19 protein-coding genes and 1 tRNA gene are annotated in these 20,420 nt (G+C 62.1%); 14 read left to right on the plus strand and 6 right to left on the minus strand.

Annotation, left to right across the window (positions count from 1 at the left end):
• Nucleotides 1–67: 67 nt before the first annotated feature.
• The 3 genes from HPY64_15370 to HPY64_15380 form a co-directional block, all read right to left on the minus strand.
• Nucleotides 68–859, minus strand: coding sequence for an SDR family oxidoreductase (locus HPY64_15370; protein NPV68522.1), 792 nt, complete (start codon nt 857–859; stop codon nt 68–70).
• Nucleotides 860–933: 74 nt separating this feature from the next.
• Nucleotides 934–1,371 carry an FHA domain-containing protein gene (locus tag HPY64_15375; GenBank protein NPV68523.1) on the minus strand — a complete coding sequence of 146 codons (438 nt, stop codon included), beginning with the start codon at nt 1,369–1,371 and terminating at the stop codon, nt 934–936.
• Complete coding sequence (locus HPY64_15380) at nt 1,368–2,165, minus strand: DUF3662 domain-containing protein (protein ID NPV68524.1); 798 nt, start codon at nt 2,163–2,165, stop codon at nt 1,368–1,370. Before HPY64_15380 ends, HPY64_15375 begins: the two co-directional genes overlap by 4 nt.
• Nucleotides 2,166–2,465: 300 nt before the next feature.
• On the opposite strand from HPY64_15380, the gene selD reads away from it, so the two are divergent.
• From selD to HPY64_15395, 3 genes are all read left to right on the plus strand, one after another.
• On the plus strand, nt 2,466–3,530 hold the full coding sequence (gene selD / locus HPY64_15385; GenBank protein ID NPV68525.1) for a selenide, water dikinase SelD: 1,065 nt from the start codon (nt 2,466–2,468) through the stop codon (nt 3,528–3,530).
• A gap of 351 nt (nt 3,531–3,881) precedes the next feature.
• Nucleotides 3,882–5,834, plus strand: a complete 1,953-nt coding sequence (locus HPY64_15390; protein NPV68526.1) for a peptidoglycan DD-metalloendopeptidase family protein — start codon at nt 3,882–3,884, stop codon at nt 5,832–5,834.
• A 96-nt stretch (nt 5,835–5,930) separates the two neighbouring features.
• Nucleotides 5,931–7,748 (plus strand): M23 family metallopeptidase, encoded by a 1,818-nt coding sequence (locus HPY64_15395; GenBank protein NPV68527.1) that lies wholly within the window; start codon nt 5,931–5,933, stop codon nt 7,746–7,748.
• 93 nt (nt 7,749–7,841) lie between these two features.
• Here the strand turns inward: HPY64_15395 and HPY64_15400 are convergent, their stop codons facing one another.
• Together HPY64_15400 and HPY64_15405 are read right to left on the minus strand one after the other, a co-directional pair.
• The gene (locus HPY64_15400) at nt 7,842–8,159 is read right to left on the minus strand and encodes a metal-sulfur cluster assembly factor (GenBank protein ID NPV68528.1); all 318 of its coding nucleotides are present in this window, start codon (nt 8,157–8,159) and stop codon (nt 7,842–7,844) included.
• Between the two features lie 3 nt (nt 8,160–8,162).
• Nucleotides 8,163–8,813, minus strand: a complete 651-nt coding sequence (locus HPY64_15405) for a winged helix-turn-helix transcriptional regulator (GenBank protein ID NPV68529.1) — start codon at nt 8,811–8,813, stop codon at nt 8,163–8,165.
• 163 nt (nt 8,814–8,976) lie between these two features.
• Here HPY64_15405 and sufC point away from each other — a divergent pair, with 163 nt between their 5' ends.
• The 11 genes from sufC (at nt 8,977) to HPY64_15460 (ending at nt 18,779) form a co-directional block, all read left to right on the plus strand.
• The gene (gene sufC / locus HPY64_15410; protein NPV68530.1) at nt 8,977–9,759 is read left to right on the plus strand and encodes a Fe-S cluster assembly ATPase SufC; all 783 of its coding nucleotides are present in this window, start codon (nt 8,977–8,979) and stop codon (nt 9,757–9,759) included.
• A 3-nt stretch (nt 9,760–9,762) separates the two neighbouring features.
• The gene (gene sufB, locus HPY64_15415) at nt 9,763–11,193 is read left to right on the plus strand and encodes a Fe-S cluster assembly protein SufB (GenBank protein NPV68531.1); all 1,431 of its coding nucleotides are present in this window, start codon (nt 9,763–9,765) and stop codon (nt 11,191–11,193) included.
• Between the two features lie 248 nt (nt 11,194–11,441).
• The gene (gene sufD / locus HPY64_15420; protein NPV68532.1) at nt 11,442–12,647 is read left to right on the plus strand and encodes a Fe-S cluster assembly protein SufD; all 1,206 of its coding nucleotides are present in this window, start codon (nt 11,442–11,444) and stop codon (nt 12,645–12,647) included.
• Between the two features lie 353 nt (nt 12,648–13,000).
• Nucleotides 13,001–14,227, plus strand: coding sequence for a cysteine desulfurase (locus tag HPY64_15425; GenBank protein ID NPV68533.1), 1,227 nt, complete (start codon nt 13,001–13,003; stop codon nt 14,225–14,227).
• Between the two features lie 18 nt (nt 14,228–14,245).
• A complete protein-coding gene (locus HPY64_15430; protein ID NPV68534.1) occupies nt 14,246–14,641 on the plus strand; it encodes an iron-sulfur cluster assembly scaffold protein in 396 nt (131 codons plus the stop codon).
• Between the two features lie 16 nt (nt 14,642–14,657).
• A complete protein-coding gene (locus HPY64_15435) occupies nt 14,658–14,972 on the plus strand; it encodes a non-heme iron oxygenase ferredoxin subunit (GenBank protein ID NPV68535.1) in 315 nt (104 codons plus the stop codon).
• A 79-nt stretch (nt 14,973–15,051) separates the two neighbouring features.
• On the plus strand, nt 15,052–15,798 hold the full coding sequence (locus tag HPY64_15440; protein ID NPV68536.1) for a glycerophosphodiester phosphodiesterase: 747 nt from the start codon (nt 15,052–15,054) through the stop codon (nt 15,796–15,798).
• A gap of 41 nt (nt 15,799–15,839) precedes the next feature.
• Entirely contained in the window at nt 15,840–16,682 is an 843-nt protein-coding gene (locus tag HPY64_15445) for a ChbG/HpnK family deacetylase (protein ID NPV68537.1), read from the plus strand.
• Entirely contained in the window at nt 16,682–17,344 is a 663-nt protein-coding gene (locus HPY64_15450) for a class I SAM-dependent methyltransferase (GenBank protein NPV68538.1), read from the plus strand. Before HPY64_15445 ends, HPY64_15450 begins: the two co-directional genes overlap by 1 nt.
• A gap of 49 nt (nt 17,345–17,393) precedes the next feature.
• Nucleotides 17,394–17,469 (plus strand) — tRNA-His (locus HPY64_15455).
• A 212-nt stretch (nt 17,470–17,681) separates the two neighbouring features.
• A complete protein-coding gene (locus tag HPY64_15460) occupies nt 17,682–18,779 on the plus strand; it encodes a 4Fe-4S binding protein (GenBank protein NPV68539.1) in 1,098 nt (365 codons plus the stop codon).
• Between the two features lie 35 nt (nt 18,780–18,814).
• Here HPY64_15460 and HPY64_15465 read toward each other — a convergent pair whose 3' ends face one another.
• The gene (locus HPY64_15465; protein ID NPV68540.1) at nt 18,815–20,200 is read right to left on the minus strand and encodes a hypothetical protein; all 1,386 of its coding nucleotides are present in this window, start codon (nt 20,198–20,200) and stop codon (nt 18,815–18,817) included.
• Nucleotides 20,201–20,420: the final 220 nt, after the last annotated feature.

Here is a 20,420-nt window from a genome sequence, read left to right on the forward strand (position 1 = left end):
ATCCTTCTCCTTGAGTAACGGTTGTTGCTATCCGGAACGCGCAGACGTGTTGCAAGCGAGGCGGCAGCTAAAGCGCCGCCAGAATCGCACCGCCATCAACCGGGATCATCGCTCCATGAATGTAGGATGCCGCCGGGGAGCACAGAAAAGCCGCTACGCGGGCGAACTCCTCCGGCTCAGCCATACGGCGCAGCGGGATGGCCGCCACCTGCGCGGCGATCTCCGTTTCGATGTCGGTGCCTTTTTGCCGGGCGCGGGCCTCCATCAGTTCGGTCACGCGCTCGGTGCGTGTCCAACCTGGCATGATGCTGTTCACCCGGATACCCTCCGGGCCAAGCTCGCTGGCCAGCGTCTTCGTGAGGCCGATAACAGCCGCACGCAGGCTGTTGGACAGCACCAGGTTGGGAATGGGTTGCTTGGCCGAATAGGAGGTCAGAGTCAGGATGGCCGGATACCGGGAGGTACGCAGATGGGGCAGCGCGGCCTGGATCAGGTGCACCGCACTCAGCAACGTGGTCTGCACTGCGGCTTCCCAGGCATCAGCACCCAGCGCCACAAAGGGGCCGGATGGCGGGCCGCCGGCGTTGGTGATCAGGATGTCCAGGCCGCCCAGTGCGTCGACTGCCTCGGCCACCAGCTGTGTCGCCGCCTGCGGATCGCTGACATCAGCGGTCAGCGGGATCACCCGCTGGCGGCTTTCGGCACTGATGCGGGCCGCGGTAGCCGCGATGCGCTCAGAATCGCGGCTGCAGATGGCTACCTGCGCGCCTTCCAGGCTGAGTTGCCGGGCGGTGGCAGCGCCCAGGCCGCGGCTGGCGGCTGTGACCAGCGCTCGCAGACCCTGAAGATCTAACTCCATCGATTTCTTCCTCCTGTTTTCCTCAGGCAATATCGCAGCAGGATTGCTTCGCTACACAGAAAGTCCCTGGCGGCCTACTCCAGTTGCAGGCGCAATGTTACACGTCCGATGCCGATCAGGTCGCCGCTGCTCAGGATGACCGGCTCACGGACGCGCGAGCCGTTCAGAAAGGTGCCGTTGCTGCTTCCCCGATCCTCCAGCCACCAGTTGCCTTCACGGTAGGTGATCAGGGCGTGTTCGTTACTGGCGAATGTATCGGCCAGATGCACAGTGTTAGTGGGGGCGCGTCCCAGGCTGGTGAGCGGGAGCAGCGGGAACTCGGTGTCCAGCGGAACTTCGTCGCTATCTGAGGCCAGGACGATCAGCCGCCCGCGCGGGATGCGTCGCTGTTCGATCTCCCGCGTGGTGACCTGGTAATCCCGCCAGAGCAACAGGAGCAGGGCGCCAACAAACAGGAGGAGTAACCCGGCTGCGCTCAGCCGCAGGATGAGGAGCAATACCGCTTCGTTCACGGGGTCGATCCTTCAGGCGGTTGGGGCGGATGCAGGTCAAGCTGGGTGTCGGCCATCGTGCGGTCCGGCTGCTCGTCATCCAGGTAAAGCAGGGAGACTCCCCCAATCCGGATGACATCGCCTGAAGAGAGGATGTGCTCGCTGGTACGCTGGCCGTTGACGTAAGTGCCGCTCCGGCTATGACGGTCGTAGAGCACATAACGGCCCTGGCGCAGTCGAATCTGGAGATGATGGCGGGAGACGCGCAGGTCTTCCAGAATCAGATCGTTGTCCGGATGCCGGCCCACGTTGAAGACTTCAAGGTTCAGGGCGACGATTCGCTTGCCGTCCACAATCAGTTGCGCTCCTGCCGGGGGCGACGCCATGACCGGTAGGCCGGGCTGAACCGGCTCCAGAATCTGGGTAGTGTCATGCTTGCGTGCGCGGTGCTGGGCAGTGATCTGCACCTGCTGGCGTGGGATGTCCGCGTCAGCCAGCAGGCTGACTTCCGGCGTGCTGAGCAGGATCAGCCGGGCTTCCTGGCAATATGTCACCACCTGGCGGGCCAGTTGTCCCCCCAGATCGGGCATCTCTGCCAGCAGGAGGCGGTGATCGTGCGGGTTAAGCCGGATCTGGTACTGGGTCGGGGCTAACTCGCGCTCTTCCGGGCCAGCCAGAAGGTTGTCCTCAATGGCATGGGCCAGTTGCACGGCCACTTCCCGCGGGTGCACTGACGCGCGGAAGAGGCGGGAGAACCCGCCTTCGATCAGCCGCTCCAGCCGTTCTTCAAGCTGGTTGATTCGTCGCCTGGTCATGCGGTGGATTATAGCCTGCCTGAGGGGCGCGGCAAAGCCCCGCTCGCTGGTGGTGGGCGGGCAAGCCCTTTCAGCAACGATGGTGACGATCAGACAGGCCGCCTTCAAAGGCAAAGATGGGAGGCCGGAAGGGCACCGGAGGGGGATGGCGCAGTACTCCCGGTTACTGGCTGCCACTTTGCAGATCGTGTGGGGCGGGTTAAAGTCGTAGGCGAGTGCACAGCCAGGGCGCGAATCGGGCTGCCGATCCGATCTGCCGCGATGGCGTGAAGGCACCTGGCAATCCTGGGAGAAAAACAGATGGCCAATCTGAACCGCCACGAAATCAGACTGACAGCGCTGGCAAGCTGCGCAGGCTGAGCGTCTAAGCTCGGCCCGAACGAGCTGGCGCACGTGTTGCGCCCGTTGCAGCAGATCTTTTTGCCTCAGGACTACCCCGATCTGATCATCGGCCTGAACCAGCCTGATGATGCGGCGGTGTACCGCCTGGATGATCAGCTCGCGCTGGTGGTGACAACGGACTTCTTCCCACCAGTGGTCGATGATCCGTATGACTATGGGGCGATCGCCGCCGCGAACGCCATGAGCGATGTGTTCGCCATGGGCGGACGGGTGCTGTTTGCGTTGAACATCGCGGCTTTCCCTGCCAGCCTGCCGGCGGAAGTTCTGAGCGAGATCATGCGCGGTGGGGCGGAAAAGGTGCGGGAGGCCGGCGCCGCGATCGCCGGAGGGCACACGATCAAGGATGACGAACCCAAATATGGGCTGGTGGTCATCGGGTTGGTTGATCCTGGCCGTGTGCGCAGTAAGGCGGGTGCTCAGCCGGGCGATGCGCTGGTGCTCAGTAAGCCGCTTGGCGCAGGGGTGGTCACCACCGCGCTCAAGAAGGGCAAAGCCGAGCCGGATCACGTTGCTGCGGCGGTCGCCAGCATGACCCGGCTGAACCGTGCCGCGGCGGAGGCAGCCAATCGTGCCGACGCGCACGCTGTCACTGACATCACCGGCTACGGGCTGCTGGGCCACTGCCATGAGCTGGCGGAGTTGAGCAGGGTTGACCTGGAGATCGATCTGAGAATGATTCGCTGGCTACCGGGAGCCGAAGAATACGCAGCAGCCTGGATCTTCCCCGGCGGTATGGCTGACAATCGCCTGTATTATGAGCAGTGGGTGGACTTTGATCCGGGTATCCCTGAAGAGAAGCGCGCCCTGCTTTTTGACCCGGAAACTTCCGGTGGATTGCTGATCGCTGTTGCTCCGGAGCGGGTCGATGCGCTGATGCGCGATCTGGTAGCGGCCGGTGATGTGCCGCAGCGCATCGGTCAGGCAGTTGCCGGGACTGGGCGTCTGCGCGTCCGCGCCAGCTGATCGGGGTGCATTCCAAATTTGGGGCAGGATCAAGCCGCCACAGCCCAGAGGTCATCGAAGTCATGGCTTAAGCCAAACCAAACGCAGCACGAATATCTGCTCAACACGGGGGGATCAGGGCATTCTCGGAACCAGCCGGGCGAGTATTGTTTCCAATTGCCCATCCCTCCTCAGTGTTCCGCCAGCTTCTCGTTTTTTTGCCCCCAATCTGGAATGCACCCGCTGATCGGCTGTCTTTTGCGCCAGATGGATTTGCTCGTACAATGGCGGATAGCGTAAGCTGCTGCGCCGGTCAGGATTTCCCGCCTGGCAGCGGAAGGCAGGTGAACGCCCGCCTATCCGGGAGAGGGAGTGGCGGGCAGATGGCGGCGGCGGGGTATGACGGGCGAGGCCGGGAGGTGGCAGGTCGTGCTGCAGGGCAAGGGCATCTTCATCTGGCAGGTGCAGAAGTGTGACCAGGGCGATCCACAGCGTCTGGTCGCGCTGGCCCGCGCCGCGCAGATCAGCCATGTGATTTTCAAGCTGTCAGAAGGTGCATACGACTTTCCGCAGCCAGCGCAGGACCCGGGAGGGCGGTATGAACTGCTGACCGATGGCGCCATCCGCGCTCTGCGGGGGGCCGGGATCGCTGTATGGGCGCTGGCGCATATCCAAGGACAGGATCCGGTCATGGAGGCGCACCGCGCTGCGGCGCGTGTGCTCAAGTGGCGGCTGGATGGGCTGGTCATTGGCCCGCAGAGCCAGTATGTCGGCCAGCATGAGCGCGCCCGCGAGTTCATGGCGACGATCCGGCACGACCTGGGCAGCGAGCGCCCGCTGGCCTTTAGTCTATTCCTGAACCCCGATACCCAGGATCCGCCGGGCTGGCCGCTTTCGCGCCGCTTTCCGATCGATGAATTTGTAGCCGGGTGCGATCTGATCATGCCTCAGGTGTACTGGATCGCGCGGGATGGCGGGGACCCGGCGGCGACTTTGCGGGAGAACTACGATCAGTATGCCCGCCGGTATCCCGGCAAGCCGTATATCCCGACTGGGGCTGCTTTCGGAGAGCAATACGGCACGTTGCAGTGGACGGCTACTCCGGCGCAAATCGGGATGTTCCTGAACCAGGCGCGTGCACTGGGCTTGCCTGCAGCTAACTTCTGGAGCTGGCAACATGCCCGCAATGATGCTGGTAATCCCCGTTATACGGCTACCCAGCTCTGGGACGCTATCGCTGCTTACCCCTGGCCGCTGGAAGGCCCGGAACCTCTTCCGGAGCCACCGGTCGAGGATGATCCGTTCACCGATCGGGTGGAGATCATCCCGCCGGGCGATCGGCGTTATCTGGACGGCATCTATGATCGTACCGGCGCGACGCGCTTCACTGTGATGAGCAGTGCGCACGGGCCGGTCAAGTACAGCGCCACCCAGCCGGCGCGCAGCACCCTGTGGGCGCAATGGGTGCCCGGCATCCGGCAGTCCGGGCGCTACGAGATCGCCGTCTGGGTCCCCGGCACGCACGCGACAACTCGTCGCGCCCGCTATCACATTCGTGGGGTGGCCGGTCACGATAGCACGGTGATTGTGGAACTGGATCAGAATCGCTATTACGACCGTTTTGTGCCGCTGGGTGTATTTGATCTGGACGCTTCCCGGCCCGACGCCGGGGCGGTGAATCTGACGAATCTGACCGGCGAGACCGGGCGCGAAGTGGCGTTCTCGCCGTTGCGCTGGAAATTGGTCGGCAATACCCCGGACGCCCCGCTGGCCGATGGCTACGATGCGCCGGTAGGCACGGCTGAGGAGCGGCGCGCTGAGCGCCTTTGGCCGGGTCGCTGGGTGGACGCGGTGGGGTTTGCCCGTCGGTACCGCGATGGCACCCGTACTACAGCCTATCACACCGGCGCCGACCTGAACCTGAATGTGCCGCGTTGGGATAGCGACCGGGGAGCGACTGTTTTTGCCATCGGCAGTGGCACGGTGGTCTTCGCCGGGCGGCTGGACATCTGGGGACAGGTGATCGTGATTCGCCACGATCCACGCGATCCGGATGGTAACCCGGTTTGGGCGCGTTACGCGCACGTCGATCGCGTCCAGGTACGGGCTGGCGATCGGGTTCGGCGCGGGCAACCCGTTGCCGTGATCGGTAAGCCTGAGCCTGAAGGTGCGCCATACCACCTGCACTTTGACATCTGCACGACCGGCATCTTGGAAGATGCGCCGGGGCATTGGCCGCGCCTGAATTACACCGAACTGATCACCCACTACGTGGATCCGCTGGCTTTCCTGCAGGCGAACAGGCCGCCTGAGTACTTACGTTGATCGAGGACGCGCCGGAAGCCTGCCAGCTTATCCGGCGCCCGTAATGCACACGATACCGGAGTAGCCTGTGGCTCATGAGCGATGGAGTGGGTTCCGATGACAACGCCTTACGACGGGAAGATCGGCATCTGGCACTGGAAAGGCAATTCAATCAACGAAAAGTCGATCCAGGAAGTTGCCAACACGTTCAAGGCCTATGCGCCGCACGTGACCCAGGTCTGGGTGAAAACCACCGATGGCTCGCAGTGGCAGGGCGTCTACGATACTGACCGCATGCTGGCGATTGATGGACCGGCCAGCGTCAAACGCTGGGCGCAGACACTGGAAGCCAACGGCCTGGAGTTCCATGCGTGGTGCGTGCCCAAGGGGCGCGACATCAACGCGGAAGCGGATCTGATCATTCAGACGTGCACCCAGCCCGGCGTGCGCTCGCTAATCCTGGATATTGAACCATATGCCGGATACTGGGAGGGCGGGCGGACGCTGATCCGGCCCTTCATGGCCCGCATCCGCAAGGCGCTGCCGGCCGATTTTCACATCGGCATGGCGGTTGACCCGCGTCCGCAGCACTTCAACAGCATCTTCCCGGATGAATGGTTCCCCTTCATTGATAGCGTCCACTTGATGGCGTACTGGGCTTCTTTCCAGCGGCCGGTAGACGAGGTAATCGATCAGGCATTTGCCACCTGGCGCAATTACGGGCGGCCCATCTACCCAATTCTGCAGGCAAACGCCGAAGTTGCCGATATGGAGCGCGCCCGCAAGCGGGCCATCGAAGCGCACGGGGCCAAGGGCGTCAGCTGGTGGCGGCTGGGGCTGATCGATAGCGCCGACTGGGCGGTGATCAATGTACCGATCAGTGCCCACAAACCGGGCGGCGAGGTTGGACGTTACGGGAAGAGCATCATCGTCACGACGGAATCGCCGCAATTCGCATTTGGAACCCATACCGGCCAGCCGCCGGAACAGGTCTTTACTGAGTTCCGTAATGCCAGAGGATGGAAGAGCTACTACAAGGCGACCGAGGCGCGGCGCAGTCAGGTCTGGGCGCGCTGGGACCCGCGCCTGACCGAGAGCGGCTGGTATGAGCTGGCGGCGTTTGTCCCGGCTAAACATGCCACTACGCTGCGCGCACGTTACAAGATCCATGGCGTCCGCGGGCGTAGTGGCGAGACCCTGGCGGTTGTGCCGCAGGATGTGCTGTTCAACCTGTGGACTCCGCTGGGCGTCTATTACTTCGATGTTGCCACGCCAACAGCCGGGGTGGTCTTCCTCAACGACCTCACCGGAGAGACTGGCCGCGAGATCGCCTTTGATGCCATCCGCTGGCGCAAAGTGGAAGGTATTACCCCCGCATCAACTTTCCTGGCGGATGGCTTCGACCCGCCGATCGGGGTTCCGGCGGAACGACTGGGAGCGGCTGTCTGGCCGGGCGACTGGTTTGATGCGACCGGGTTCGCGGCCCGTTACCGCGTGGGCACGCCGTATGAGGCGTATCACACCGGCGCTGACCTCAACCTCAACAAGCCCCAGTGGGATGCCGACGCGCACAGCCCGGTCTATGCGGCAGCGCACGGGGTTGTCACCCATGCCGCCCGCATTCCCGGCTGGGGCAATGTGATCATTATCCGCCACGATCCGCTGATCAAGGACGGGCGGGTGATCTATGCGCGGTACGCCCATGTGGAAAATGTGCGCGTTCAGGTCGGGCAGCGGGTGGCGCGGGGTGAGCAGATCGCCAGCGTGGGCAACGCGGAAGGCGCCTATCCCTATCATCTCCATTACGATCTCAGCCCGACCGGCATCCTGCAGACGCAACCCTGGCACTGGCCCAAGCTTGATCTGCAGAATCTATTGCTCAACTACGTGGATCCGCGCCAGTTCACGCTTGAGAACCGCCCGCCGGAGCCGTAGCGCATCCGGAGCGAAGCAGGCCGGACAACAGTACAGGGGCATCCCCGGTCAGGTGATGCCCCTGTGAGTTATACCTGCCGGTAGATCGAGAGCTTAGAACAGCCCCCAGTTAGCGATCGCGCCGTCTTCCATAAAGCTGGGGTCCCACATTTCGCGGCCCATCTCGATGGTGGTACGCACACCGAGGACCTTCTGGACAGTGTAGCGAACCTGCTCCAGTAGCTGGGGAGCATAGGGGCAGAAAGGCGTGGTGAGGATCATCACGACATGGGCACTGTCTGGCTGGATGTCCAGGCGGCGGATCAGACCCAGCTCGATGACGTTCATGCCGATCTCCGGATCGACGACAGCGCGCAGGGCCTCACGGACCTGTTCCTCTTTGTTTTCTGGTGTGTGGGGGGATTCACTCATCGCTCAGCTCCCTGTCTCCAGCGCTTCGCTGCGCATGGGCCTGGCATTCAGTTTGATGCTGAAGTTACACGATCGGTTGTCCTCTGGCAACCTGGCAGCGCGCTGCAGCGGTAGCTTAAGGGCTTCCCCGATGACCTGCTCGTCGGCACGGCATAGCTCCGGATGCTGCTGGCTGATGTCGCTGAACGGGCAACGGATGTGCAGGCAGGCTTCCTCCCCCTGCGCTTCGAAGGTGATGTCGATGGGGATGCCCTGGCGGCGCAGGTGTTCCTCCAGGCGCAGGAGCCGCAGATGCGGCGGCAGAGCGTCAGCCTCCGGTGGGACGGCCAGCGTCTGGCGGATCAGCCCTTCCAGCAGGCGTTGCAGGTCGGCCTCGGACTTCATGTGCTTGAGCACACTGAGCAGGTGGGCGGTCAGGGTGTGGTAGCGGTTGGGGAAACGACGCTCGCCCGCCTCTGTCAGCGAGTACCCGTGCTCCGGGCGGCCAACGCCATGCCGCAGGGGGGCACGCGCGATCAGGCCGTCGCCCAGCAAGGCATACAGATGATGGCGAACGGTTACCGGGGAAAGCCCCAGTTCCTGCGCCAGTTGCTGTATGGTTGCGCTTCCCCGCCGCCTGATGATTTCCAGAATAGCCTGTCGTGTCTCGCGCATGGTTGCCATTGAACCTGTTACCGATCGAACGCGCCCAAAGCATACCGCGAGCGAGGCGTAAAGTCAATAAAATTCACTTTTATCTGATTTATTGACACGACTGACCCGGCATGGTACACTACTGCCAACTTTTCGGTTGGGGTGTTGAGGAGGCATTGCCTGCATGGTTGCTGCACTGGAAATCCGGAACCTTCACGCGAGTGTGGAAGGAACGCCGATTCTGAAAGGCGTGAATCTGACGATCAAGCAGGGCGAAACTCATGCCCTGATGGGGCCGAATGGCTCTGGCAAGAGCACACTGGCGAACGTGCTGATGGGCAACCCGGCTTATACGGTTGATAGCGGCCAGGTCATTTTCGATGGTGTGGACCTGCTGGAGCTTGAGCCAGATGCTCGTAGCCGGCTGGGGCTATTCATGGCGTTTCAGTACCCGGTTGCCATCCCCGGTGTGACCCTGGCCAACTTCCTGCGTTCGGCGATCAACGCCCGGCGGCGCGATGTAGACCCGACGGATAAGGGCATCAGCATCCCTGAATTCCGGCGGTTGTTGATGGACAAGATGAACTACCTGGAGATTAGCCCGGATTTTGCCAGTCGCTACCTGAATGATGGTTTCAGCGGCGGCGAGAAGAAGCGGGCGGAGATCCTGCAGATGGCGGTGCTGCAGCCCAAGATCGCCATCCTGGATGAGACCGACTCCGGTCTGGATATTGATGCGCTGCGCATTGTCGCTGGCGGCGTCAATCGTCTGATTGGGCCAGATCTGGGCGTCCTGGTGATCACCCACTACAAGCGCATCCTGGACTATATTCGACCCCAGCACATTCACATCATGATGGACGGCCGGATTGTGGAAAGCGGCGGCCCGGAACTGGTTGACGTGCTTGAGGCGACAGGCTACAAACCCCTCTTCGAAAAATACGGCATCGTTCCCACGGAGGAATAACCGATGGTCACGGATCGCCTTTCGCAGGAAGAGCGCGAACTGAAGCGCCTAAACGCTGAATATACCGAGAAGTACGGATTCAGCGATCCGGAGCAGTATGCATTCAAGAGCGGCAAAGGCCTCAACGCCGATGTCGTCCGGGAGATTTCCCGCATCAAAGGCGAGCCGGAATGGATGCTGGAGTACCGTCTGAAGGCGCTGGAGGTCTACCTGGCCAAGCCGGTGCCCACCTGGGGCGCTGATCTCTCCGGGATCAACTATGACGAGATTCACTACTACATCAGGCCCCACGAGCGCGAGGAGCGCACCTGGGATGATGTCCCGGAGAATATCAAGCGGACCTTTGACCGGCTGGGCGTGCCGGAAGCGGAGCGCAAGTTCCTGGCTGGCCTGGGTGCCCAGTATGAATCCGAGATGGTTTACCACAGCATTCGGGAAGACCTGGAAAAGCAGGGCGTGATCTTCCTTTCGATCGATGACGGCCTGAAGAAACACCCGGATCTGTTCCGCGAGTATTTCGGCACGGTGGTGCCGATGACCGATAACAAGTATGCGGCGCTCAATTCGGCGGTGTGGTCGGGCGGGTCGTTTGTGTACGTCCCCAAAGGGGTGCAGGTGCAGATGCCCCTCCAGGCCTACTTCCGCATCAACGCTGAGAGCATGGGGCAGTTTGAGCGCACGCTGATCATCGTTGATGAGGGCGCTTTTATGCATTATGTGGAAGGCTGTACCGCGCCCACCTATAGCCGCGACAGCCTGCACACAGGCGTGATCGAGATCATCGTCAAGCGCGGTGCGCGTTGCCGCTACACGACGATCCAGAACTGGTCGACCAACGTCTATAATCTGGTCACCCAGCGCGCTCTGGTTTACGGCGACGCCACGATGGAGTGGGTCGATGCCAACCTGGGCAGCAAGGTGACGATGAAGTATCCCTCGACGTACCTACTGGAGCCGGGTGCGCATGGTGAAGTGCTTTCCATCGCCTTCGCGGGCGCCGGGCAGCACCAGGATGCCGGCGGTAAGGTCATCCACGCGGCGCCGAATACCTCCAGCCAGATCATCAGCAAGAGCATCTGCAAGGATGGTGGGCGCAGCAGCTACCGGGGCTTGCTCAAGATCCACGAGGGTGCGGAGCGCTCCCGCAGTAATGTCGTCTGTGATGCGCTGCTGCTGGATGGTCATAGTCAGTCCGATACTTATCCCTATATCGAGATCGAAGAGCAGAATGTTCATGTCGGTCACGAAGCGTCGGTCACCAAAGTTAGCGAGGATCAGCTCTTCTATCTGATGAGTCGCGGTCTGAGCGAAGATGAAGCCAATGCGATGGTGGTGGCCGGTTTCATCGAGCCGTTCGTCAAGGAACTGCCGATGGAGTATGCCGTCGAGATGAACCGCCTGATCCGGCTGCAGATGGAAGGCTCGGTCGGGTAGTTTTGCAGGAATATAGCCCTGTGATACGAGGATCGAAGAATGGGAATGAAGGGGCCGCCGTTGGCCCCTTTGTCAAACAGCGCAACAACGAGGAGTTAACATCTGTGACGGTACGAAGCCTGACCCGGACGCCTGCCGCCCCCAGCCTGACTGTGGCGGATGTGGAGGCGCTTAGCAAGCACAACAACGAGCCGCAGTGGCTGCGCGAGCGGCGGCTGACGGCCTGGGAGCTTTACGAGGCGCTGCCCATGCCCTCGACGAGTGATGAGGCGTGGCGGCGGACTGACTATCGTCGGATCAAATGGCGCGAGGCTGGACGGCTGATCATGCCTGCCGGGCGCGCCCCGCTGGAGATGATCCCGGCTCAGCACTATGCGCCACTGCTGGGTGACAGGCAGGGCGGGCTGGTGGCCCATGTTGATGCCAGCGTAGCGACGGCTGAACTGGACCCGGCGCTGGCCGCACAGGGGGTGATCTTCACCGATCTGAACACTGCCGTGCAGCAGTACCCGGAACTCGTTGAACAATACCTGATGACTACGGCCGTCCGGCCTGAGGATGGCAAGTTCGCGGCGCTGCATGGGGCGCTGTGGACACATGGCGTCTTTCTCTATGTCCCGCCCGGTGTGGCTGTGGAATTGCCGCTGCACAGCGTGTTCTATGCCGCTTCCAGCGGGTTGACGCTCGGGCACATCCTGATCGTGCTGGATAGCGGCGCGCAGGTGACGTATATGCACGAGTATGGCTCGCCGACGCTGGAAGAGCAGTCGGCCTTCGTTGGCGCGACCGAGTTGATCGTCGGCCAGGACGCACGCCTGCAGTACGTCGCATTGCAGCACTGGGGCCGTAACATGTACGAGTTCAGCCACCAACGGACGCGCGTCCAGCGCAATGGCACCATCGACTGGGTAATTGGCTCGATGGGCGGCAAGTTATTCAAGGTGTTCATGGAAGTCGACCTGGATGGCGAAGGCAGCACCGGGCGCATGAGCGGCCTGTACTTTGCCGACAAAGACCAGATGATGGACCATGACACCCAGCAGAATCATAACGCGCCGCACACCACCTCTGATCTGCTGTTCAAAGGCGCGCTGATGGACAACGCTCGCAGTGTGTGGCAGGGCATGATCTACGTCGACCCGGTGGCGCAGAAGACGGACGGCTTTCAGGCCAACCGCAACTTGATGTTGAGCCGGACCTGCCGCGCCGACAGCATTCCCGGCCTGGAGATCAAAGCCGATGACGTGCGCTGCACACACGCCGCCACGCTCAGCCAGCTGGACGAAGAGCCGATCTTCTACCTGATGAGTCGTGGTATCCCCCGCAGCGAGGCGGAGAAGCTGGCCGTGGACGGATTCTTTGGCCCGATCATGGAGCGCATCCCGTTTGCAGGCGTGCGGGAACGGCTGCAGGAATCGATTGACGCCAAGCTGCTCGGCCAGGCGGATCAGTAGGTGTAGCGTTGGCTGGTAGCGGCCGCCGGATAGTTCCGCTGAAAAGGTAAAGCGACCCGTGCAACGCACAAGCAAACTCTGGCAGTTACCATGGGTCAGGTCTGGCACAGTGCCGCTGCTCTTCTACACGGCGGCTGCGCTGGGCCTGACCTGTTTTGCTCTGACTTACGCTGAGTTGCCCATAGCAGGCAGGCAGTGCGCATAGTGTCGGATAACACCAGCTGCTGCTTAAATGAAATCTCCCGGCACGCGGGATGGCCTGCTATACTTGCAGAACTGGATTCTGCAGCTTGCTACGGGCCACAGGTGATGAAAACGACGACGGAGCTACGGCTATGAACGCAACGCCTGCGCTGGATGTCCACCGGATTCGCCAGGATTTCCCGATCCTGTACCAGGAAGTTCGTCCCGGCGTCCCGCTGGTATACCTGGATAGCACTGCCACCAGCCAGAAGCCGCGCCAGGTGATCGAGGCGATGAGCCGCTATTACGAGACCACCAATGCCAATGTCCATCGCGGCATCTATACCCTGAGCGAGCAGGCAACCGAGGCGTATGAGGGCGCCCGCAAAAAGATCAGAGCGTTCATCAACGCAGCTTCCTGGCGGGAAATCGTGTTCACCCGTAACACAACGGAAAGCATCAACCTGGTGGCCCAGAGCTGGGGGCGGTCGCGGCTTGGCCCCGATGATGCGGTGGTGATCACGGAGATGGAACACCACTCGAATATCGTCCCCTGGCAACTCCTGCGGGAGCAGACCGGTGTCCGGCTGCTGGTAGTCCCGGTGCTGGATGACGGTACGCTGGATATGGAGGTCTACGATCGCCTGTTGCGCACCGAGCAGGTGCGCTTGGTGGCGGTGACGCATATGTCGAACGTGCTGGGCACGATCAATCCGCTGGAGGAGATGGTGCGTAAGGCTCACACCGCCGGCGCGCTGGTGCTGGCGGATGCCGCCCAGAGTGTGCCCCACCTGCCGGTCGACGTTCAGGCTCTGGATGTGGATTTCCTCGCCTTCAGCGGGCACAAAATGCTGGGGCCGACAGGCATTGGCGTGCTGTACGCCAGGCGCTCATTGTTGGAGGAGATGCCGCCGTATCAGGGCGGGGGCGATATGATCCGGCGCGTTCGCCTGAGCGGGAGCGAATGGAACGAGTTGCCCTACAAGTTTGAAGCGGGTACTCCGGCCATCGCGGAAGGAATCGGGCTGGGGGTGGCAGTTGACTACCTGACCGCAGTCGGGATGGACGCCATCCATACCTATGAGCAGCAGATCACGGCCTATGCGCTGGAGCGACTGGCGGAGGTGCCGGGACTGCGGGTCTACGGCCCGGACGCAGCGCGTAAGGGCGGCGTGGCTGCTTTCACGCTGGATCGCCTGCATCCCCATGATGTCGCCCAGATGCTGGATGTGGAAGGGGTGGCCGTACGGGCCGGGCACCACTGTGCTATGCCCCTGCATGAGCGCTTCGCCATCCCCGCGACCACCCGCGCCAGCTTTTACCTGTATAATACCCTCGAGGAGGTCGACACCCTAATCGAGGCGCTTTACCGGGTGCTGCAGGTCTTCACGGTGTGAGGCAGGCGGGCAGGACTTATGGAAGATTTCTACCGGGAGATGATCATCGACCACGGGCAGAACATGCGCAACCGGGGCGTGTTGCAGCCTGCGGACATTGACTACGAGGACGACAATCCGCTGTGCGGCGACCGGCTGCGTCTGACCGTGCAACTGGATGAACAGGGCCGGGTCAAAGCGGTTGGCTGGGATGGTGAGGGATGCGTCATCAGCCAGGCGTCGGCATCTATGCTTGGGGAGGCGATGATCGGCAAGACCCTGGAGGAGTTGCGCCACTTCAGCAAGCAGGACATTCTGGATATGCTGGGCATCCCATTAACACCTGTGCGGCTGAAATGCGCCCTGCTTTCCCTGAAAGTTCTCAAAGCTGGCGCTTATGGTCTGACTCACTGGACGGGCGAAGACGACGATTGATCGGTGAGGTGAGCGCATGGCGGAGTGGGTATCAGCAGGCCGGGCCGAAGCCATTGGCCCCGGCGATCGGGAAGTTGTTGAGGTCGACGGTGTGTATATTGCCATCTTCAATGTGGATGGCACTTATTACGCGGTCGAGGACCTCTGCACGCATGACGACGGACCGCTGGCTGAAGGTGTGCTCGACGGCTATGAGATCGAATGCCCCCGGCACGGCGCGCGGTTCGATATCCGCAGCGGAGCGGTGCGGCGTCTGCCAGCGGTCAGGCCGATTCACCACTTTGATGTGCGTGTTCAGGATGGCGACGTGCAGGTTTACTTTGACCTGTAACCGGGGGGGCGTATGGATTGCCCCGGCATGATGGGAGGCGGAAGCGTTGTCCGGCAGTTTGCCCCTTAAGGCGATGTACATGGATCGCGTGCTCAACTTCGGGCACCGTGGGGCCAGCCACGATGCGCCACAGAACACACTGGCGGCGTTCGAACTGGCGGCGCAGTATGGCGCTGATGGTATCGAACTGGATGTGCACCTGACCCGTGATCGGGTGCCGGTGGTGATCCACGACGAGCATGTTGATACCACCACCGATGGCACGGGACTGGTGCGGGAGAAAACTCTGGCGGAGATCAAGGAGCTTGACGCCGGGAGCTACTTTGACCCGCGCTTTCGGGGGGAGCGAATCCCCACCCTGGCGGAAGTCTTCGAAGCAGTAGGCCAGCGCTTGCTGATCAACGTTGAGTTAAAAGGGATGGGCCGGCAGGCTGATGGCCTGGAGGCGATAGTGGCCGACCTGATTGCCCGACATAGCCTGGGTGAGCGGGTGATCATTTCGTCGTTCAATCCGATCCGCTTGCGGCGGATGCGCCGGATCGCGCCGCGGTTGCCGCTGGGTTTCCTGCATGACTGGGAAACGCCGCCTGCTCAACGCTGGCTGGCGGCGGTACTCATGGTAGGGTTGCCGGTCGAAGCTGATCACCCCCATCATGTCCGGGTGACGCCGTCCTATGTGGCTCAGGCGCGGCGGCGCGGCCAGCGCGTTAACGTCTGGGTGGTCAACGAACCGGAACGGATGCGCGAATTGCGTGACATGGGAGTCGACCTGATCATGAGCGACCGTCCGGATGTGCTGCGGGCGGTACTGCATGGTGAGCGCTAGCGGGTATGCCCCCGCCTGGCTGACGGGAAAGAAGGACCGCAATGCCACAATTGATCGTCAACGCCGATGATCTGGGTCGCTCGACGGGGATCAACCGGGGAATCCTGGAAGCGCACCAGAAGGGCATTGTCACATCGACGTCGGCCATGGTCAACTATCCCGCTGCTGAACATGGGATTGCCCTGTTGCTGGAACAGGCGCCTTTCATGGGCATCGGCCTGCACCTGACGCTGACCAGCGGCCGGCCTGTCTGCGACCCGGCGGAAGTGCCCACGCTGGTTGATGACGATGGTCGCTTCTATCCTCCGGCCGCCCTGGCCCCGGTAACGATGCGCTGGGCGGCGGAGGAAGTCGAACGCGAGCTGCGGGCACAGTTTGCCCGGTTCCAGGCGCTGGTGGGCCGCCTGCCCGACCATCTGGATTCCCATCACGGAGCAACGTATATCTTCCCAGCAGCGCTGCGGGTAATGCTCTCGCTGGCTCGCGAGTACAACCTGCCGATCCGGCGCGGCGAATACGGCGAGCGGGCACTGGATACAGCCAAGGACTGGCTGCTGGCCAGCCTACCACCCATGCAGGCGCGGGCGGTGGCCGAAGAGGTACATGGTATCCTGACGCAATACCGGGATGTCCGCTATCCGGATCGGATGGTTTCCAGTTTCTATGACCGGAGGGCGATTCTGGGTGAATTGCTGACCATCTTGACGACGCTGCCGCCTGCCGGGGTGACCGAGCTGATGTGCCATCCGGGGTACGCTGACGGTTTGGACAGCCCCTATAACGTTCAGCGCGAGCAGGAACTCAAGTGGTTGACGTATCCGGCCACCCACGAGGTGGTGGTGGCGGAGGGCATCCGGCTGATGACGTTTGCGGAGCTTCGCTGATGCTCAGGCGAGCCTGGTGGGCGCTTGTCCGCCTGGGCTTTCGCCTGCTTTACAATGAACTGGCCTGGACTTACGATCTCGTCAGCCGGGTTGTGTCGCTGGGGGAGTGGCACGCCTGGCAGCAAACGGCGTTGCGCCTCCTGGCGGTGGAGTCAGGCGCCTGGGTGCTGGAACTGGCGCATGGCACAGGCGACCTGCAGGTTGACCTGTGGGCTGCCGGTCTGAAGCCAGTGGGGCTTGATTTGTCCCCGGCGATGGGACGGATTGCCCAGCGCAAGCTGGTCCGGCGGCATGTCACGCCGTGGCTGGTGCGGGGGATGGCCCAGCACCTGCCGTTCGCGGCGGAGAGCTTCCCGGCGGTGGTCAGTACTTTTCCCACGGATTTCATTGTTGACCCGCAAACGGCCCGCGAGGTGTACCGGGTGCTGAAACCGGGTGGGCGGCTGGTCGTGGTGGCCAACGGTGTACTGACCGGCGGAGGGCTGCTGCGCCATGTGCTGGAATGGGCGTATCGTGTGACCGGGCAGCGAGGCCCCTGGCCAGTCGAGCCGCTGCAGCTCTATGAGGCGGCTGGCTTTCAGGTTCAGCGCGTTGAAGTGCCCTGCCAGCGTAGCGTGGCGCTGGTTATTGTGGCAGAAAAGGGTGGAAATTCAGGCTGGTAATCCTGTTGTCGCTGTGCTATACTGCGCCTGCGTCAGGCAAGTAAATATGGTGACTGTGGTGTAGGGGTTAACATATCTGGTTGTGGCCCAGAAGATCGTGGGTTCGAATCCCACCAGTCACCCCAGGAAGAGGGCCGGTTTAGACCGGTCCTCTTTTGTTTTATCCAGTCCGGATCACACTTCCAAGATCAGACAATCAGGCCTACCATAGTAGGCAAACTGTGTTGTTGAGCAGGACGCTGGCATCTTCGCTGCATGCCACGCCGGCGTGATGATTCCGCCAGTGAAGCAGGGAGAAGCGGGGTGACCTTTACGGCACTCCAGAGGAGTGTGTGTCATGACGACTCCCCAGTACGCTGAGGAATATCGGTGGCTGGCAGCGCGGCTGGATGCGCTGCCCAATGGATTCCCGTCCACCCCGGATGGGCTGGAACTGGCGGTGCTGGCGTACCTTTTCACACCGGAAGAAGCGGAACTGGCGGCCCAGTTACGGTTGACACCCGAGACACCCGCGACGATTGCAGCGCGGATTGGCAGGGATGCCGACAAACTGAGCTACATGCTCACAGACCTGGCGAATCGCGGACTGATCGATGTGGTGGGCACAGATGAAGGGCCGGGTTATACGCTAATGCCGTTCGTCGTCGGCTTCTATGAGAATCAGGGTCCGGTTCTGGATGCTGAGCTGGCGCGGCTGGTTGAGGCCTATTTCAAGCGGGTATTCACTGCGACGACAATGGATGTCGAACCGCAATTTCACCGTGTGATCCCGATTAATGAGACAATCCCGGTTTCGATTGATATCCAACCCTTTGAGAGCGCGATGGCGATCATCAACCGGGCGCAGGCGTGGGGTGTCGCCGAGTGCATCTGCCGTAAGCAGAAGGAGCTGATCGGTGAGGCGTGCGGGCATCCGCTTGAAGTCTGCATGGTCTTCAGCAGCGAACCAGGTGCGTTTGACCAGGCGGAGGTTGTGCGCCCCCTGACGCGTGAGGAGTCGCTGGCGATGCTTCGTGCGGCTGCCGATGCCGGACTGGTTCATACGGTGGGCAACCGCCAGGATCACACCTCGTATATCTGCAACTGCTGTACTTGCGGGTGTGGGATTCTGCGTGGTATTGCTGAGCTAGGCATGGCGAATGTCGTGGCGCGGGCCGCATTCGAAAGTGTTGTCGATGCGGCGCTGTGTACGGGATGCCAGACGTGCGCCGAATGGTGCCAGTTTGGGGCGCTGGCGTTGGACGACACAGGGATCATGGCCGTCGACCGGCGGCGCTGCGTTGGTTGTGGACAATGCGCGCTGCACTGCGAGCAGGGCGCGTTAGCGCTGGTGCGCCGCCCTGAAGATGAGATCAAACCGATCCCTGCGACACTGGGTGATTGGCAGGCCCAGCGGGCCGCAGCACGTGGCCGTGACCTGGCGGACGTGCTCTAGCGGAACAGGGTGTCAACTGACTCGTAGCCGGGTCTCTAGGAAGAAGATCGGCGTCTGCTGGTCCTTTTTTTCTTTTTCGGCGGTGCCGGTTGCGACGGCAGTTGACCGATCCGGGCGAGCCGGCGGCGGTTAAGCGTCCGACGTAGCCCCTCAGGCGTGGTCGCGGGACGGGAGTGCAACCGGTCGGATCGTCCTTCCGATGTGGTGGATTCTGCGGGCAAAGCCGTTGTAGTCCCGGTTGACTCCTTGCCGACTGGTTCGGCACCAGCCTCGGCTTCTGCCTGGCTGGGTGGCTTGATCCCGAAGACATCCCAGATGCTGGGGCCGAGCGGCTTGATTTCCCCGCCAAAGAGCAGAGAGGGTCTGTCCTCGACTGCAGGTGTGGTGGTCGTTTCGGGGGCCGTGGACGGTGGCTCAGGTTCCGGCGCGCTCACTGCTGGCATCTCCGGAACTGTCTCCGCTATCGTTTCGGGAGGGGCCTCCACGCCGGGTGATGACGGGGATACGATCTCGACCGCTGGCTCGGTAGGCACCATATCCGGCGTGGTATCTGGGGCCGTGCTATCAGGTGTGGGCAGCGCCTCGTCCGTAAGGCGTGGTTCGACTGCTGCCACCGGCTCAGCCTCAGCCAGGCCTGCCGCCGGGGATGTGGGCAGAACATCGGCAGGTGCTGCGAACTCCGGCGCAGTAATGGCGCGGGCAGGCCGGGTATCTTCGACATCCAGCGGCGGTTCCTCCAGGATTGGCAGCGGCGGAAGGTCACCTTCGTCGATCACGGTTGGCGCGGTGGGGATGGGCGGTGGGGGCAGGTCGCCTTCGTCGATCACGGTTGGCGCGGCTGGGGCAGGCAGCGGCTCCTGGGGTGCAGGCGCCGCTTTCAGAGACGGCTGCGTTCGGATGACGGTCTCGGCCAGGGCAGCGCGTTCTTCGGCGGTGGGGGCAGGGCGCATGGCCACGCGCTCGGCCAGTTCGTCTGACATGCTGATTCCGGCAGCTTCGACGACCTTCTTCAGCCGCTTGAGGCTTTGCTCGATTTCGTCGCTCAGCCGCTGGCGGGTGAACAGGGCGTCCCGCACCCCGGCGGCCAGACCGCCAAGTTCATACTCAAACGTCCAGTGAACGGCCGTCCCCTGTGGCAGCACACGCAGGCGGATGCGCCCCAGGCTTGTGCGGTACGGTCCATCAACGACCCTGTACTCGTAGCCGAAGTTTTCCACCCAGGACACAATTTCGAAAACGATATCCGGGCCGTTGGTGATACTCAGGCGGCAGCGAGTCCCGGGGCCGCTCTGGCGTGTGTTCAGTACGCTGGCCTGGGAGCAGTTCACGTGCCACCTGGGCATAGCGGATAGATTGCCAACCAGTTCCCAGATTGCCTCTGGCGGCGCAACGATCAGGATGCGGTGATCGATCAGCGTCATGATGATGTGTCGCCTTCCGGGCAGGCTGATACGGATGCAGCCCGCTTTCCAGGTCAATTATCCGCCTTCGCGCCCAAAGTGCAAAGGGTGGCGGCACGGCTGTTGCAAAGTCCGGTAGTGTATCTTTCGCGGTTGAAATTCAGATGCCGGTTGAAGGTTGCCCATCTAAGCACCAAATCGCATGTGTATTTTCTCTCAAAATGACACGCGACTTCATTCT

Source organism: Anaerolineae bacterium, assembly GCA_013178165.1.
Taxonomy (GTDB): domain Bacteria; phylum Chloroflexota; class Anaerolineae; order Aggregatilineales; family Ch27; genus Ch27.